Annotated in this window: 14 protein-coding genes and 2 tRNA genes; 7 read left to right on the top strand and 9 right to left on the bottom strand. The window is 51.6% G+C overall.

Annotation, left to right across the window (positions count from 1 at the left end; all coding sequences use genetic code 11):
• Window positions 1-8: 8 nt before the first annotated feature.
• Together AB1483_08100 and AB1483_08095 are read left to right on the top strand one after the other, a co-directional pair.
• Entirely contained in the window at window positions 9-299 is a 291-nt protein-coding gene (locus AB1483_08100; protein MEW6412419.1) for a two-CW domain-containing protein, read from the top strand.
• 181 nt (window positions 300-480) lie between these two features.
• Window positions 481-2,442: a S9 family peptidase gene (locus AB1483_08095; GenBank protein MEW6412418.1), complete on the top strand. Its 1,962-nt coding sequence runs from the start codon at window positions 481-483 to the stop codon at window positions 2,440-2,442.
• Window positions 2,443-2,524: 82 nt separating this feature from the next.
• Here AB1483_08095 and AB1483_08090 read toward each other — a convergent pair whose 3' ends face one another.
• Together AB1483_08090 and AB1483_08085 are read right to left on the bottom strand one after the other, a co-directional pair.
• The gene (locus AB1483_08090) at window positions 2,525-2,938 is read right to left on the bottom strand and encodes a secondary thiamine-phosphate synthase enzyme YjbQ (protein ID MEW6412417.1); all 414 of its coding nucleotides are present in this window, start codon (window positions 2,936-2,938) and stop codon (window positions 2,525-2,527) included.
• A gap of 103 nt (window positions 2,939-3,041) precedes the next feature.
• Window positions 3,042-3,494, bottom strand: a complete 453-nt coding sequence (locus AB1483_08085; protein MEW6412416.1) for an SPOR domain-containing protein — start codon at window positions 3,492-3,494, stop codon at window positions 3,042-3,044.
• A gap of 187 nt (window positions 3,495-3,681) precedes the next feature.
• Here AB1483_08085 and AB1483_08080 point away from each other — a divergent pair, with 187 nt between their 5' ends.
• Entirely contained in the window at window positions 3,682-4,668 is a 987-nt protein-coding gene (locus tag AB1483_08080) for a cysteine synthase family protein (GenBank protein ID MEW6412415.1), read from the top strand.
• A gap of 5 nt (window positions 4,669-4,673) precedes the next feature.
• Window positions 4,674-5,363, top strand: coding sequence for a DUF1573 domain-containing protein (locus tag AB1483_08075; GenBank protein ID MEW6412414.1), 690 nt, complete (start codon window positions 4,674-4,676; stop codon window positions 5,361-5,363).
• A gap of 219 nt (window positions 5,364-5,582) precedes the next feature.
• Here AB1483_08075 and AB1483_08070 read toward each other — a convergent pair whose 3' ends face one another.
• The 7 genes from AB1483_08070 to AB1483_08040 form a co-directional block, all read right to left on the bottom strand.
• Window positions 5,583-5,768 carry a 4Fe-4S binding protein gene (locus tag AB1483_08070; GenBank protein ID MEW6412413.1) on the bottom strand — a complete coding sequence of 62 codons (186 nt, stop codon included), beginning with the start codon at window positions 5,766-5,768 and terminating at the stop codon, window positions 5,583-5,585.
• A 248-nt stretch (window positions 5,769-6,016) separates the two neighbouring features.
• Window positions 6,017-6,088 (bottom strand) — tRNA-Cys (locus AB1483_08065).
• A gap of 9 nt (window positions 6,089-6,097) precedes the next feature.
• Window positions 6,098-6,170: transfer RNA gene (locus AB1483_08060), tRNA-Gly, on the bottom strand.
• A gap of 63 nt (window positions 6,171-6,233) precedes the next feature.
• Entirely contained in the window at window positions 6,234-8,129 is a 1,896-nt protein-coding gene (locus tag AB1483_08055; protein ID MEW6412412.1) for a hypothetical protein, read from the bottom strand.
• A 13-nt stretch (window positions 8,130-8,142) separates the two neighbouring features.
• Window positions 8,143-9,603: a glycogen synthase GlgA gene (gene glgA, locus AB1483_08050; protein ID MEW6412411.1), complete on the bottom strand. Its 1,461-nt coding sequence runs from the start codon at window positions 9,601-9,603 to the stop codon at window positions 8,143-8,145.
• 3 nt (window positions 9,604-9,606) lie between these two features.
• The gene (gene galT, locus AB1483_08045; GenBank protein MEW6412410.1) at window positions 9,607-10,656 is read right to left on the bottom strand and encodes a galactose-1-phosphate uridylyltransferase; all 1,050 of its coding nucleotides are present in this window, start codon (window positions 10,654-10,656) and stop codon (window positions 9,607-9,609) included.
• Between the two features lie 88 nt (window positions 10,657-10,744).
• Window positions 10,745-12,016 (bottom strand): putative sugar nucleotidyl transferase, encoded by a 1,272-nt coding sequence (locus AB1483_08040; protein MEW6412409.1) that lies wholly within the window; start codon window positions 12,014-12,016, stop codon window positions 10,745-10,747.
• A 354-nt stretch (window positions 12,017-12,370) separates the two neighbouring features.
• Between AB1483_08040 and AB1483_08035 the strand changes: the two genes are divergently transcribed.
• From AB1483_08035 to AB1483_08025, 3 genes are all read left to right on the top strand, one after another.
• Window positions 12,371-12,571: a hypothetical protein gene (locus AB1483_08035; GenBank protein MEW6412408.1), complete on the top strand. Its 201-nt coding sequence runs from the start codon at window positions 12,371-12,373 to the stop codon at window positions 12,569-12,571.
• A gap of 235 nt (window positions 12,572-12,806) precedes the next feature.
• The gene (gene gdhA, locus AB1483_08030; GenBank protein MEW6412407.1) at window positions 12,807-14,150 is read left to right on the top strand and encodes an NADP-specific glutamate dehydrogenase; all 1,344 of its coding nucleotides are present in this window, start codon (window positions 12,807-12,809) and stop codon (window positions 14,148-14,150) included.
• A 125-nt stretch (window positions 14,151-14,275) separates the two neighbouring features.
• Entirely contained in the window at window positions 14,276-17,242 is a 2,967-nt protein-coding gene (locus tag AB1483_08025) for a PEP/pyruvate-binding domain-containing protein (GenBank protein MEW6412406.1), read from the top strand.
• The last annotated feature ends 185 nt before the right edge of the window (window positions 17,243-17,427 follow it).

The following is a 17,427-nucleotide window of genomic DNA, read 5'->3' as shown; positions in this document are numbered from 1 at the left end:
TTTGGCAAATGACCAAGAAACTCAACTGCTGGGAGTACAAAAACTGCGGCAGAGAAAACGGTGGCCTGATGGCCCCGATACTGGGGGAATGCCCCGTCCCGTCCTACCTGAAATACGACGGCCTCAACGGCGGAATAGGTGCCGGGAGAGCCTGCTGGATGGTTCCTCACGGACTCTGCTCCTCCGCCAGTGGCTCCTCAGTCTGCTCCCGAAGATGCTACACGTGCGAATTCTATAAGCGGGTGGTATTTGAGCAGGAAGAATCAACCTGCTTCAAATATACTTCGATCAAAGACTAAGCAAAACAGATATTCCATCTCTTAAAGCCACGGCCGGATGAGATTTTATCTCATCCGGCCGGTGCGCTGTATAACCCCCTCGCGATTTCTGCCTTTTAGTGGTTGCCCGTCGGACATTTTCGGCTTATGTTCGTCGTAACGTTATGAAATCAACAACAGCGCAATTATACGGGAGAATTCCATGAAGGCATTGCTAAGCTTCATTATCGTGAGCATGACTGTAGTCGCCGTGATCCTGACCGGCTGCTCATCGCAAAACGGCGCCGACGAACCAACTGCTAAAGTCGAATCCCTGCTCGACAAGGGAAAATACATACCCGACATAGGCACTTTCCTCCAGATCGGCTATAACTCACCCCTGGGGTGCAGCTGGGACGGCCGGAAGGTGTTTTTTGAAACACATATGACCGGCGCGCCACAAGTCTTCCGGCTCACCGAAGAAGGCTGGCCTTATCAGTTGACAACTTTCGAAGACGGAATAGACTTTTTCAGCCTGTCGAATAATGCCCAAATGGGTATCGTGGGAGCCTCGGTTGGCGGCTCGGAACAATCACAGCTCTATTTGATCGACACGGAGACCGGCCGAAGCGTTCAACTGACGCAGTACGACGACATCCGCTTCGGCGCTGTCGTATGGGCTACCGATGACAAATCCATCTTCTATTTCTCGAATGAGGAAAACAAAAAGGACTTCTTTATTTACCAGATGGATATCGCCACCGGCGAACACCGCAAGGTCTTCGGCGATACCACCACTGTTACGGGATGGAGTTCCGTGGCCGATATCTCGGCCGATGGTAACTGGCTCATTATCGACAACGGTACCTCCAACGTCACCAACGACCTGTTCCTGCTCAACCTGACCACTCTCGAATACAAGAAACTCAACGAGGATGATGGCTCGGTGAATTACGGCTCCCCTATCCTCATGCCGGATAACGAGACCATCTGGTTGACCTGTAACGACAATGATGATGGCATCCCCCGTCTGGCGAAAATAACGGTGGGGAACGCGCAGGTAGAGTACGTCGCCGATGGATGGCTTGATCCGAGATGGGAGGTCGGCGGCCTCGGAGTCTCACGCGATTTCAAGATTATGATAGCGCTGCTCAATGAGGACGGCTATCAGCGTATCAGAATTCGCGAAATGGCATCCGGTAAGGAACTTCCGGGCCCGCCTCTGGACGGCATTGTCAGTTCCGCCTTCATCGACCAACACGGCGACATCATCCTTGGCTTCAACGGCCCTACCCGGGCCCCGGATGTCTGGCGATGGAACCCATATACAAAGGACTTGAAACAGCTCACATTCTCCACATACGCCGGCATTGATCGCAAGCTCTTCCGCGAACCCAAGCTTGTCCATTATAAGAGCTTCGACGACCTCGAAATTCCGGCCTTTCTATACCTGCCCCCCGATTACAAAGAAGGTGAGCCGGTGCCGTTTGTCATCGACGCTCACGGCGGCCCCGAGGGCCAGTTCCAGCCGAGCTTCGCGCGAAACATCCAATACCTGATGCTCAACGGCTATGGCGTCCTGGCGCCCAACCCGCGCGGCTCTTCCGGCTATGGCATTCATTACATGAATCTCGACAATTATAAAAACCGCAAGAACTCACTCAAGGACTATAAAGCCGGCGCGGATTGGCTAATTGAAAACGGTTATACGAAACCAGAAATGCTCGGCATACGCGGCGGATCCTACGGCGGATACGTGGTGTTGGGAATGATAACGGAGTATCCCCGACTGTTCGCGGCGGCAATCGATATCGTGGGAATATCCAACTTCCGAACCTTCCTGCAAAACACCGCGGCCTACCGACGCATGTACCGCGAGACCGAGTACGGCCCATTGTCCGATCCGGAATTCCTTGAGTCCATATCGCCGCTGAATAAGGCTCATCTGATAGAAACACCTCTTCTGGTCATACACGGAGAAAATGATCCACGTGTCCCCATCGGCGAGGCCCGGCAGATAATCGAAGCTATCCAGAAACGCGGCGGCGAGGTCGATTCGCTGATATTCTCAAGCGAAGGCCATGGTACGAAAAAGCGAAGCAGCACGATCGCGGAATACACCAAACATGTGGAGTTTTTCGATCGCTACCTGAAAGTCATGGAACCGGAAAAGAAGACTGACTAGAGCTTTTGATTTTACGGCGCTTGAGGCCGGGGACTTTGCGCCCCGGCCTTTTTGTTGCCAATCAGGATGACGTTCCTGGCTTTTACTCGCCGATTATTTTGACGATGACTCTTTTACGGCGGCGTCCGTCGAATTCCGCATAGTAAACCTGCTGCCACGGCCCGAAATCAAGCCTGCCCTCTGTCACCGGAAGCACCACCTGCGAACCGATCAGGAGATTCTTTAAATGGGCGTCACCGTTATCCTCGCCCGTCCGGTGATGGCGGTAGTCCGGTCCCTCGGGAGCGAGTTTATCGGCCCATTCGTCGATGTCGGCTATTAAACCCGATTCTGCATCATTAATATAGATTCCCGCCGTTATGTGCATGGCCGAAACCAGTACCAGCCCCTCGCGAATGCCGCTCTCTCTTAACGCGTTTTCTACCCTGTCCGTTATATTAATGTACTCCCGCCGCTTAGTGGTATTGAACACAAGGTATTCCGTATGACTTTTCATTTTTTCTCCTATACGCTTGATAACAAATAAGCCGGGTGTGAAAGCGTTCGTCTGCTATCACGACCCGGCTCTGAATTGTCTGTCCGGAACGACTCAAAAACAGCTACTGGATGTAATCAATCCAGGCATCGACCGAATATCTATCCTCAAGTTGAATCTTAAGCGCCCTGGCTTCGGAGAGCGTCGCAAAAGCGCCTATCCTGACCCGATAATATATCTGACCTTCGACGGTCGTGGTCGTGACAAAGGGCTCGTAACCACGGGCAGTGTACTTTTCGACAAGATATTCCGCATAAGCCCGATCTTCACATCCTGCCACCTGAACTGTATAACCACTGCCTGCTGGAGCGCCCATAAACGACGGTTCGGGCTCTTGCGGCACCGCCGCCACATCAGGTGTCGTGTCGGTTGCCGGTTGCGTCATGACGGCTGTCGCGGTGTCCGGCTTTCCGAGCATCTCCTTTTCCAACTCTGCCGCCTCTTCCTTCTTTTTCGAACAGCCGAACCCCATACTCAGCGAAAGTATGATAACTAATGCCAATTTATAATTACCCATCCCGACCTCCTGCGTTATGATATTTAGCCCAGAGCGACGTAAACAACACCCCTTCAACTGCGTTTGGTTGATATATCGCTCGGCCCGCAATGCTTGTCAACTTTAAAATACCCCGTCAATCGCGGAAATTTATGGTTGAAAATCTTCTTTAAATTGTATAAAATTCGTAACCATTACAGGAGACCAAATGAAAGCTTACGAATCAATCCTCGAATTGATCGGCCATACGCCTCTGTTGAGGCTGAGAACCGGCATCCCGGAATACGGTCCTCAGGCGTACGTCAAACTGGAATTCCTTAACCCGACCGGCTCGCTCAAGGACAGGATCTGCTATTACATATTGAAAAAGGCTATGGATGAAGGTCGGCTCAGACCCGGCGATACCGTCATCGATAATACTTCCGGCAACACCGGGTCGGCCCTCGCGATGGTAGCCTCGGTTCTCGGACTGAAAGCAATCGTTACCACTCCCGAAAAAACCAGCCAGGAAAAAATCGACCTCATTAAATCATACGGCGCCGAATTAATTGTCACGCCTGAAGTCGACGATCACGATGACCCGCGCGGTTTTTACATGGTCGCCCGACGTCTTGCCAAGGAGCGCGGCTATTTCGATATGGATCAGTACAACAGTCAGGATAACGTGATGGCGCATTACTACACCACCGGGCCCGAAATTTACGATGATACCGATGGCAAAATAAGCCACTTCGTGTGCGGCATCGGCACCGGCGGAAATTTCTCGGGAGTCGCGAAATACCTGAAAGAGAAAAACCCCGCCATAAAATGCATCGCCGTCGACCCCGCCGGGTCGATCTTCGCCGACTATATCAAACACCACCGCGAAATCAAGGGTTACGCTTATAAAGTCGAAGGTATCGGCTCCGATGTCGTCACCAAGGCACTGTACCCGCAACTGGTGGATGATGTCATCACCGTCGACGATAAAGATTCGTTTCAGCGGGCCCGACTGATTGCCAGACGCGAGGGTATATCGGGCGGAGGCTCATCGGGAGCTGTCGCCTGGGCGATGGAGAAAATCGCGAGGGATCTTGGACCCGACTCCCTGATAGTCGGGGTCTTTGCCGATGCCGGCATCAGATACCTGAGCAAATGTTATAACGATAATTGGATGAGGCAGCACGGTTATCTGCCGAAAGTGGAGGTGAAATAGTACAAATGCTAAGGTCACTAATCGCGCCGGTAGCTGTCATGCTGACGGTGTTCGCACTTTCTTCTCAAGCTCAAGAGAGACTCAACCATGACGCCCACGTCTTCGATTTCGGACACGTCGGAATAGACTTCAACGTTTTCCACGATTTTATTCTGGTCAACGTGCTCGATTATCCGATAACCATCACCAAAGTCGAAGTATCATGCGACTGCTCCACCGTGGCTACGTCGGATTCTACCCTGCTTCCCGGCGACACAGCTACTTTCATGCTCACCTTTAACACCAGGGATTACTACGGTCCGACCAACAAGTCCTTTACGGTCTTCACCGATGATCCTAAGCATCCAAAGATAGAGTACTCGTACAGCGCTATCGCCGGACAGTGGTTTCACAATCTGCAACCGGATCCCATTTCGCTGTTTTTCCTGCCCGGGAAAAGAGGTCAGAAGGTGAAAATCGCCAACAGGAAATTCGATGAGATTAAGCTTGGCGACTATGACCAATTCGATGGTATCTTCTCGGTGAAAATTCTCAAAAAAGAGGCTGAAAACGGTGAGTTTATCGAACTTGAAGTTGAGCCTTCAAGCGATTTAGGCAAGGGCACTTATCTTACAAGCTTGACATTGCTCTTGGATAAAGATGGCGAGGACAAACCCACGATTCTTACGATTCCGATCAAAATCGTAAGGTACTAACGTCTTAGCGCCGAACATTTTATTAAAAAAACTTGACAAAAATGCCTTTAATCCGATAATTACATTATTGGGCACACAATCTTCGAGGGTGACTCTCTGCTGTCCCTGGGTAGTTTCCTAGCCCCCTCTACCCAACCAGAGTAGCGCCCTCTTTTTTTATATCTGAAGGCAAAAAAAAGCCGCCCATAGGGGCGGCCGATTATCATCGCAAAAAACGTATTATGCTTTTTCAATACAATCTACCGGGCAGACAGCCTGGCACTGAGGACCATCATCCTGATCTTCACACTCGTTGCAGGTCTCAGGATTTATCACATAAATATCACCCTCAGAAATTGATTCGGTTGGGCACTCCGGCAGACAGAGTCCACAGGCGGTGCATTCATCTGTTATTTTCATAGCCATGATACGTGCCTCCAATGAGTTAGGGTTCGTTCTTTATTACGGCGGCTAATATACGCACAGCTCGCGCGACCTGACAAGTTAAATTTCCGTTTCTTCGCACATTTTTGACCGGAGGCACGACGCAAATGTGCGTGCCACGCAATTCTGCGGTCGGTTGTGGCTTGCACGAGTAACGTAGCGCACTTCCTATATCTGTTTGCTGTTTGTTGAATTCGGTGCCAATTGAGAATGCAGGGCAAAAAAAAAAGAGGCGGCACCCGGATTCGAACCGGGGAATAAAGGTTTTGCAGACCTCTGCCTTACCACTTGGCTATGCCGCCCAAAAATAAAGCGGGAAACGAGGCTCGAACTCGCGACAGCCACCTTGGCAAGGTGGTGCTCTACCAACTGAGCTATTCCCGCTTTGAATTGCAGTCAAAATATATAATCAATTTTGACCTTGTCAACTCATTTCAGCAATATTGTTTAGGGACCTTGCCTGGCCTTGTTTTCGAGCATTTCCGCTACCTGAGCCTCCAGACGTGGTACGTACCAGGGGGCAAGTTTTAACAGCCAGCGACGGTGAATTCTGGCCTTGGCGTCGTCGCCTCTGAAGGCGGCGTATTTGTAAAGCTGCGCGTGAGCCATAAATATCAGTGAATCGCGAGCCACCACCGAATCCATCAAAAATTCCGCCACCGGGGCATTGCGCATGGCCACGTAGCTCAAAGCTTCATGATAATAAAGATATATATACACCGGCTGCGGCGATATCTCCATAGCCGACTGAAAATATTGAATCGCCGCATTCTGATTGCCCGCCGCATAAGCATCCAGCCCCTGCTTGTATAATTCGACAAAGTCGACCGGATATGTAGCAGCCAGCGGGCCCTCCACATCCCTCACCCGCTTAAAAATAGACTGTATCGTCGCCCTCGGGTCATCAGGATCCGGCTGAATGGCCCAACCGATCGTCCGATAACCATCCAGAAACTGACGGTACAAAAGCAGAGCTTTTTCCGCGGGCGCCGAAGGCTTTACACCGGTTGAAAACATGATATAGTCCGGCTTGCGGCTCAGAACATATCGACAGTTGTAATTCTGCTCTTTCCAGGTTGATTTGAACTGTCTGACAGGGGTTTCCGGATGACGCGCTATGGTCGAATCGGTGAGACCGACCATGTCTATAATGTCGTGACCGACCAATTCGTATCCGAATATGCCGATCGTGCTGAGCGCCACGGAGAAATCGGAAACATCGGATTTCTTCAACTCGCCGGCGATGATCGCCATCTTATCCGTCAACGCCTTTTCCAACCGATTATATGTCAGGACGAACTCCCTCGGCAACAAAACCGTCAGCACGACCAGCACGATCGCCGCGGCGCCGGCCACCGCGCGCTGGACAGTTACGGACCTGTCGCGGACCAACAGTGACACCACATAAACAATCAGAACCGCGGAACTGCCAAACACAGGTAAAAAGAAGCGGTGCACCTTGAGTACATCTCCTCCAATCAAGACAACATACACTGTATAAAACAGACTGAACAGCAGCACCGCTCTCCCGACATCTGTCAAGCGGCGGTAAAACACAGCCGGCACGATCAGTCCCAATCCGAAAAATCCATAGTGCTTGAAAAAACGCGCGGCATATTCAAATCCATCATACAGACGCTCCTGACTGAACGAAACCTTGGCATAAAAAGGATTCGGCAAAACTGATCCGTAATAGAGCAACTTGAACCCGATCACCGGCACGAACAGCATAGCCGCTATCCCCGCGCACTTGAGAGCAAAAATAGCCGCCTCTCTCCCGTCTATCCACCCCAGTAAAACGAGCATGCCCGCCACCAGAGCTCCCTCCGGACGGAGCATTACCGATGCCAACAGCGACCCGATCAGCAACCAGCTTCGACGCAGATACAGATGCAATGATAAGAGTGCGAAGAATCCGAAGGTCGATGTTTCCAGACCGGAGACTGACCAATAGGCCAGCGATTGATTAGCGGCCACCAGATACGCGGCAATCATCGCAAAGAAATGGGAATTCGGCGACTCCGGAGTAAAAAGCTGCCGCGCCAGTTTGTACGTCAATACAATTGTCGCCGCGCCAAAGACAATCCCGGTTAACTTTGATATTATTATGTAGGGCAACCCGATTGCTCCCCACAATAGCAGATACATCACCCAGCCGAAATTGGTGAAACCCTCAATCCTCTCCCCCACATTGTATACCAGTCCATCGCCGTTGAGGAAGTTGGCAACATAGCGGTAGGATATATAAGCATCATCCTGCGTGTAATTGAGCTGGTAACAAAACCAGGCGTAAATCAGAACCGCCGGGAACAGAAAAAGAGCTGTTTTATAGGAGTCTTTCAAAAGAGATCAAAGATCAGTTTGACGTCAATTTCGTGAACAATTCAATATACTTCCCGGCCACATTGTCCCATGAATAGTCAAGCTGCATGCCGGCTTTCATGATCTTCGTCCACACCCTCTTGCGGCGATAGGTCTCAGTTGCTCTCTTGATCGTCGCCAGCAGTTGTCCCGAAGAATAATCCTTGAAGACAAAACCGTTCCCCTCGGATGTCGAGGCATCGTAATTCTGGACAGTATCCGCCAAACCGCCCACCTCCCGCACGATCGGAACCGTACCGTACTTGAGCGAATACATCTGATTCAATCCGCACGGTTCGAACCTTGAAGGCATCAAAAACATATCGGCGCCGGCCTCTATCCAGTGAGCCAGATCGTCATCGAACTTCAAACATGCCTTAACCCTGTCAGGATATTGCTTCTCGAGACTTTCAAAAAGCTCGTGATACTTCGCGTCGCCGCTGCCCAGCACCACCATCTGTACATCCATCGAGAATATAGCAGCCGCGATCTCCGCAATCAGATCGAAACCCTTCTGATCCGACAGACGAGATATTATACCTATCAGCGGAGTACCGTCGCGCACCGGAAGACCAAGCCGGTTGAGAAGCTCAACCTTGTTCATCCGTTTGCCCGATAGATTGGCCGGATAATATGTATAGGGAATCTTTTTGTCGCGCGATGGCGACCAGACGGAGTAATCGACCCCGTTGACAATTCCAATCAGGTCATCGCTCCTCTGCCTGAGGACACCATCGAGCCCGCAACCCATCTCGGATGACTGGATCTCTTCGGCGTAACGTCGAGACACTGTGGTAATCTTATCGGCATATATGATTCCGGCTTTCAAAAAATTCGACTTACCGTAGAACTCGAACGGGCCGGTCGGATAAAAGTGCGACTCCGGCAAGCCGATCGACTTGAAGCGGTCCGCTTCGAACGTTCCCTGAAAGGCCAGATTGTGAATCGTGAGAACTGTCTTGACACCGGTGAAAAACGGTTCATCCTGTAGCATCAGGCGAAGATACGCGGGGATCAGGGCCGCCTGCCAATCATGCACATGAATCACGTCAGGACGCCAGTCCAGATGTTTTACGGTATTTAGTACCGCGCGGGTAAAGAAAATGAAGCGATCGTCGTTGTCGGGATAATCAGCGCCGGTCCTGTCATCGACATAGAACTGAGAACGGCTGAAAAGACTGTCATTGCGCACGAAATAATGTTCGAGCGGACTCTTCCGCTCACGTACGCATTCTATCGACAGCGGCAGTTTCCGGCTGTCAATCTCAACAGCCGAGTTCCAGTCGAGCAAACGTGTCTGATAATAGCCCAGGCTCAGTGTCTTGTAACGCGGTATGAACACCTTGACGTGATGGCCCACACGAGCAAGCGCACGTGGCAGCGCACCGACAACATCACCGAGCCCCCCGGTCTTGGCGAAAGGTACGGCTTCTGACGCTACGACTAAAATTTTCATCGATTAAACATCCCTGCCGGCCGCCTCGGAGTCAGCTCGCGCCCCCGCGCCCTGCTCGGTGTTAATCTTTCGAAGGAACTGAGCCGCCTCCTCCGGTGTGGTCGGATTAATATAAAATCCCGACCCCCACTCAAATCCGGCAACCTTGGTGAGCTTGGGAATAATCTCGATGTGCCAATGATAAAATTCGTGATAATCTTTAGAAACCGGACGGGTGTGAATTATATAATTGAAAGGCGGATCGTTCAGCGCAATCTTCAATCTCAACAAGGTATCCTTCAAACAACGCGCCAACGTCTCATAGTCCGAGTCACTCATATCGATAAAACTCGACTGGTGCGACTTCGGAATCAGCCAGGTCTCGAAAGGAAATCTCGGGGCAAACGGCTGGATAACCAGGAAAGCGTCAAAATCGGATACGATTCGCTCATTGTCGATCAGCTCCTGACGTACGATATCACAGTATATACACCGCTCCTTGAAATCATAATACTTCTTGGCCCCTTCCAATTCTTCGGCTACCCTCTTGGGGATAATCGGCGTCGCTATCAGCTGGCTGTGCGCATGCTCCAACGACGCCCCGGCTGCCTCACCATGATTCTTGAACAGAAGGATATACTTGAGCCGACGGTCCCTCTCGAGGTCGATCATTCGCTCACGGTAAACCCAGAGAATATCTCTCACCTGCTTGACCGGCATGTCCACTATATCCATCGCGTGATCGGGCGTCTCGATAATCACCTCATGCGCTCCGATTCCATGCATCTTGTCATAAAGACCCTTCGGTTCACGATTGAGACTGCCCTCAACTATCAGGGCCGGATACTTGTTCGGAATAACCCGCAGAGTCCATCCCGGTTGGTTAGCCGATGAACCCGGTTGACGGTATGCTATGATCTCGGGAGGGGTGTTGTCCTCATGACCCGGGCAGAAGGGACACATCTTGGCGCTGCCGCGTTTGGATACTGAACTGAATGATGAAGGTCGCCGCCCCCGTTCCGTAGATATGATGACCCACCGACCTATAATCGGGTCTTTGCGTAGTTCCGGCATCTATTCTCCAGACTTAAAGCGTGAAAAATATACAAATGCCCGCCGATTGTCAACCGGCACAATCGGAGAAACTCAACGAAGTATTCGACTAAATATCCAGGGTGCCCGCCCCGTTACACTTGTCCTCAGCAAGCGCAATCATGAGCCCCTCCTCGGCATCGCTCAGGGTATAGTTTCGACGCGCAGCCGTAATCCGCGCGGTCTCAAGCGCTTTGCGGTAATCGTATTCGGTGTAAGAGCCCGTGGCGCCCCACTTAAACGAAGGTATCTCCTTGTCGCTTATCAGACTTCCGCCAAAAAGGTTACAGCAGACTCCCACATTAATACCGGTCGTCAAAAGCATACCTATTCCGAACTTGGTGTGATCACCAATAAACGAGCCCACCTTGTTGGAACCGGTATCGACCGACTCACCATTTACCGTAACCCTGATATTGGAATAATTGTTCTTCAAGTCCGAATTGGTCGTCATAGCGCCAAAATTCACCCACGAACCAACATAACTGTGCCCGATAAACCCGGCGTGGTACTTGTTGACGTAAGACTGAAAAACACTGGCCTCAATCTCGCCTCCCACGCGACAGGTATGCCCGATCGAACAGCCGGAAATCTTGCCGGCCACAATAACGCAGTTCGGACCGATATAGGTCGGCCCATATATGGCCGCGTGTGATTCAACTCTTGAATTGTTGTCAATGAACACCGGCCCGCGAGAGGCATCTATCACCGACCCCGGCATTATCTCGACATCGTTGCCCAGAATCACATTGTCCTGGTTCACCCAGTAAACGCCGTCGTGTATCCGAACGTTCATCGGAGCGCCCAAAGAACTCTTCACCTTTTCAAAGTCCGTCGTAATTTCCCTTTCAATATCAGCCATGATATGCCACAGGTACTCATATAATGTTGCCGTGGTGTGAAATTCCGGTATCTCGTCGCCGTGTTCCTTGAAATAACGGTGGTAATCCGATGGGGTGGCAACTTCGGGCAGATTTCGAATGGAATCGTTCTTCCACAGCAACGCCACCGTCTCCCCCCCGCTGGTAAAATGCGTCGAAATCTTGGCCTCCCGGATCAACTTCGGAAGATCACCGTAATCGCGTATGCGACCATTGAGCAAAAGTATATCGGTGGCATTCTTCTTTATGATATTCACCGCATAAGCCTTGTAACACGACGCGAGAACTGTGGCCAGTTGGCCTCGGCACGACAGGCAGAGCGCCGCATCACCGAAATGGCGCTTCGCGCGTTCGAACAACGGTACTACGCCGGCTCTGAGAGTATAAACCGGTCGGAAATGCGTGAGGGGAGTGAAATTTCTGTACTTGCTGTCTTCATAGATACAGATGGTCAGCGGCATAACAGACTCCACATGTTGGTTTCTCTGATTGATGATAACAGGGCAGGCCGTGCCAAACGGCGAAACCTCTGGGTAAGAATCAACATTTTTAACCCTGCTGGCAAGGTTTTTTTGCCATCGACCGACCTGCCACCCAAGCAAGCAAAAAAGTGAGAAAAAAGATAAGCTTTTTGAATCGTTTTTATTAAATTTATATCCGATATATAAAGCAGAGAAAGGCTATTGATATTCATGCTCGAAGTTACCGACATTGCGAAAGAAGAACTCTCCAAAGTGCTGAGTTCGGATTCAGCTAAGGACAAGCAGCTTATTATATATTTCAGAGGGTATGGCTGAAGCGGTCCTTCTTTGGGAATGGCTCTGGAAGAGTCAGTCGATGGAATGGAAAAACTCGAGTCGAACGGCGTAACCGCTTGGATCGACTCAAAATTGAAAACCTTTTTGACGCAAATCGGCAAAATAACAGTAGACTACCGCAAGGATCAGATGGGTCGCGGCGGGTATGTCCTGACGACCGGCGATAGCGACTGCTCAGGCGGCTGCTCCGGCTGCTAAGCAAGCCGACAGAATTGTAATATGACAAACCGGGTATCGATCCTGATACCCGGCTTTCTTTTTTCCCCACCACACCGGCGTCCGTGAGACGATTTGAACTGGAAAAAATGGCCAATTTAAATCGAAGGACTTGACTTTTAGCAGGCATTTTTATATATGCCTTCTTTATTGTTTCCCAAACTGTACTGGAACGCAACGCAAAGTCACTCAATCTAAACCTTCTTAGGAGTAGAAGATGTCAAATTTTGTTGACAGCATCATGGCCGATGTAAAGGCCAAGAATCCTGCCCAGCCTGAATTCCATCAGGCCGTTCAGGAAGTCGTCGAATCTCTGGAGCCGGTTATTGCGAAACATCCCGAATTCAAAGAAGCCAAAGTCCTCGAGAGGATCATCGAGCCCGAACGCGTAATCATGTTCCGCGTACCGTGGGTTGACGATAAGGGCCGGGTTCAGGTAAATCGCGGTTTCCGCATTGAGTTCAACAGCGCCATCGGCCCGTACAAAGGCGGTTTGCGCTTCCACCCGAGCGTCAATCTCGGCATCCTGAAATTCCTCGGCTTCGAGCAGGTTTTCAAAAACAGCCTTACCACCCTGCCCATGGGCGGCGGTAAAGGCGGTTCCGATTTCGACCCCAAAGGCAAATCCGACAACGAAGTCATGGCCTTCTGCCAGAGCTTCATGAGCGAACTGTTCCGCCACATCGGCCCGAACACCGACGTTCCGGCCGGTGACATCGGCGTGGGCGGCCGTGAAATCGGTTTCCTTTATGGCCAGTACAAGAAGCTCCGCAACGCCTTTGAAGGCGTCCTGACCGGTAAAGGCCTCAACTGGGGCGGCTCCTTGATTCGTCCGGAAGCCACCGGTTACGGTACCGTTTACTTCGCCCAGGAAATGCTCAAGACTCGGGGCAAATCCTTCGACGGAATGCGCGTAGCGATCTCCGGCTCCGGAAATGTGGCCCAGTATGCTGTCGAGAAAGTCAACGAACTCGGCGGTAAAGTGGTCACCCTGTCCGACTCTGCCGGCTACATCGTCGACGAAGACGGTATCTCCGGCGAAAAGTGGGACTTCGTCATGGACCTCAAAAACGTCCGCCGCGGACGCATCAAAGAATACGCCGACAAGTTCAGAGGCGCCAAGTACCACGAAGGTAACGGCGTGTGGAATGTCAAGGTCGATGTAGCTCTGCCGTGCGCCACTCAGAACGAACTCAATGGCAACGATGCCAAGACCCTCGTCAAGAACGGCTGTATCTGCGTCGCAGAAGGCGCTAATATGCCGACCACCCCGGACGGCGCTGATGTATTCCTGCAGAACAAAGTCCTCTTTGGCCCCGGCAAAGCCGCCAACGCTGGTGGCGTCGCCGTCTCCGGTCTGGAAATGTCGCAGAACAGCCTGCGCCTTTCCTGGACCCGCGAAGAGGTCGACACTCGTCTGCACAACATCATGATCAGCATACACGAGGCTTCTTCTCAGGCTGCCGAGAAATATGGCATGAAGGGCAACTACATTGCCGGCGCCAACATTGCCGGTTTCATGAAGGTCGCCAACTCCATGCTCGATCAGGGCGTAGTCTGATAATCAAGCGGAACTATCCTGCTTGTTGATAGATGGCGGAACCGCTCAGCGGTTCCGCCCTTTTATTACCTAATTTTTGATTGCATAGCACCGCGCGCGGCGTATATCTTTATTGGATGAACCCTATGGACAAACCGCAGTCGAAAAAAAGACTCATCTCCTACGAATCGAAATTCCTGAATTTCGATACCCTGATGCAGTTCAGGGTCAAACACATCCTCCTCGTCTCGAGCTCGTACGACTCGTATGTCCTCGAAGAAGATGGTCAGCTGACCGACCTTATCTACAACGAGTACCTCGAACTCAACCTGACCATCTCCCCTCACGTCAAACGCGCCAACAACGCCGTGGAAGCGCTCGAAATACTCAAAACGCAATCAATCGACATGGTCCTCATATTCAAGCGGGTGAGCGATATCGATGTCCTCGCCTTCGGACGCGCCGTCAAAGACCTCATCCCCGATATGCCCGTTATCCTTCTCGCTTACCACGAACGCGAACTGGCCGCCATGATGACCAAAAACTACAGCAACATCATCGACCAGATATTCGTATGGACCGGCGATGTTCGCATCCTGCTGTCGATAATAAAACTCATCGAAGACCGCAAGAACGTTGAGGCCGATACCGCTCGCGTTGGCGTGCGCGTTATTATCATTGTCGAGGACTCCGTCAAATTCTTCTCGTCCTATCTCCCGCTCGTCTACCGGGAGATCATGCTTCAAACGCGCGCCCTGATGGCCGAAGGGTTGAACATATCGCACAAGATTCTGCGCATGCGCGCCAGACCAAAAATTCTCCTCGCCCAGAACTACGAAGAAGCATGGCAACTGTTCGAGAAATACCAGAAATACCTGCTGGCAATCATCAGTGATTTTCGCTTCAAAATCGGCGGAGAGATCGACGACGAGGCCGGCATAAAACTCATCCGCAAAATCCGCGAGCAGCAACCCGACCTGCCCATCATCATGCAGTCATCCGGCATGCTCAACGCCGAGCTCGCACAGCAAAATCGAGTGGGGTTTCTATACAAACAGTCTCCCACCCTCCACACCGACCTGCGCAATTTCATCCTGAGCCATTTCGGGTTCGGCGATTTCAGCTTTATCGACCCCGACAGCGGCGAAAAAATCGCCGCTGCGGGAGATTTTAAATCGATGGAGAAATGCCTCACCACCGTACCGGATAAATCACTCGTCTACCACGCCAGCCGAAATCACTTTTCCAACTGGCTGATGGCCCGCACCGAATTCGACCTCGCCGCCCAGATCAGGCCGGTCAAAGTGTCGGCGTTCAAAGACGCCGCCGCCCTTCGCGCCTATCTCATAAACGCCATACAGCAGTTCCGCCGCGAAAAAGCCCTCGGCGTTATCACCGATTTCTCCCGAAGACAATTCGACCTGCAAACCGAATTCGTAAGACTCGGCGGCGGTTCCATCGGCGGCAAAGGTCGCGGCCTCGCTTTCATAAACGCCCTGCTGCACCAGTTCAAGCTGTCCGATTCTTTCGAAGGCGTCACGATCTCCGTGCCGAAATCGATTATCCTCGGCACCGATGTTTTCGATGACTTCATGCAGGAAAACGACCTCGCCGAATACGCTCTCAAGGGTCTGCCGGATGAAGAGATCGGCGAACGCTTCCTGAAAGCAAAATTACCCAAAAACATCCTGGGCGACCTCGATACTTTCCTCGACATTGTAAAATACCCTCTGGCGGTTCGTTCGTCTTCGATGCTCGAAGACTCGCATCTGCAGACATTCGCGGGCATCTACGAAACTCACATGCTCCCGAACAATCATTCGAGCCGCAAGACCCGTCGCCAGCAACTCGAACAGGCTATCAAAAGTGTCTACGCCTCGACCTTCTTCAAAAACGCCCGCGCTTATCACGAGGCTGCCGGGAACCGTGTCGAAGAAGAAAAAATGGCGGTCATCATCCAGCAGGCGGTCGGCCGCAACTACGGCAAAGCCTTCTACCCCAGCTTCGCGGGCGTGGCTCTTTCATACAATTATTATCCGATCGATGGTGTGGAACCTGAAGATGGCGTCGTCTATGTCGCCCTCGGCCTCGGCAAAACGATCGTCGAAGGCATGAACTGCCTGCGCTTCTCCCCCAGCTACCCGAACAAACTTCCGCAGCTATCGACTGTTAAAGACATGCTCAAAAACACCCAGCACGAGTTTTTCGCCATAGACATGACCAACCCATCTGTCACCCCTCGTCCTGGAGGCGACGATGGCGTGATAAAACTCACTCTCTCGCAGGCCGAAGAAGATGGCACGATCGAGAACCTTTGCTCTACTTATTCCGCCGAAAATGACCGCATCTACGATGGCTACCGTCAGAGTGGCACGCGAGTCATCACCTTCTCGCCGATCTTGAAGTCGAACACCTTCCCACTAACCGAGATCGTGAAATTCCTGCTCCAACTGGGAAGCGAAGGCCTCAATTGCCCGGTCGAAATCGAGTTCGCGGTCGATCTGGATACTCCCGAAGGCCAGCCCAAAGACTTCTACTTCCTTCAGGTTCGCCCGATGATCAAGGACGCTCCCTTCGAAACTATCTCGATAGATTCCGTCAAAGACAACAACATCATCGCGCGAAGCGAAAAAACTCTCGGCAACATGCGCACGCGTGAGATTCGCGATATTGTTCTCGTGTCACCGGAAACATTTGAACGCGGCAACACTGTCAAGATCGCCGGCGAGGTCGGTCGGTTTAACGATAGACTGAACAACGATAATATCCCCTATCTGCTCATCGGCCCCGGACGCTGGGGAACTTCTGAACGATGGCTCGGCATTCCGGTTGTCTGGAATCAAATTTCCGGCGCGCGGATTATTATCGAGGCCGCCTATGGCGATTTCGCTCCCGACCCGTCTTTCGGAACCCACTTCTTCCAGAACCTGACATCGTTCCGTGTTGGTTATTTCACCATCAATCCATCCGCCAAAAACGGCTTTATCGATTTTGATTGGTTGTGCAGGCAGCCGGTGGTTGACCGCACCGACTTTGTAGCTCACCTTCGACTGGAGAAACCGCTCGACATCCTCATCGACGGCCGCGTCGGCAAAGGCATCATCGCCGGGTGACTGCCCGGTCGACTCGGCATCTCAGAAAAACATTGACTTTTGCTACTATTTTTGGCTTTTTATTTCATACGTGACTGACAGCGTTCGAGCGCCGTCCAATCAACCAAGTGCTCATCCGTCTTTCAGACCAATAGCACCTTGGGGAGATGTTTTGTGTTAAAATTTGCATTCACCAAGCTTATCTT

It is taken from the genome of Candidatus Zixiibacteriota bacterium (assembly GCA_040756055.1).
In the GTDB taxonomy this organism is placed as follows: domain Bacteria; phylum Zixibacteria; class MSB-5A5; order GN15; family FEB-12.
Note: the sequence above shows the minus strand (reverse complement) of the source record. Positions and strands in the feature narration are given on the sequence as shown.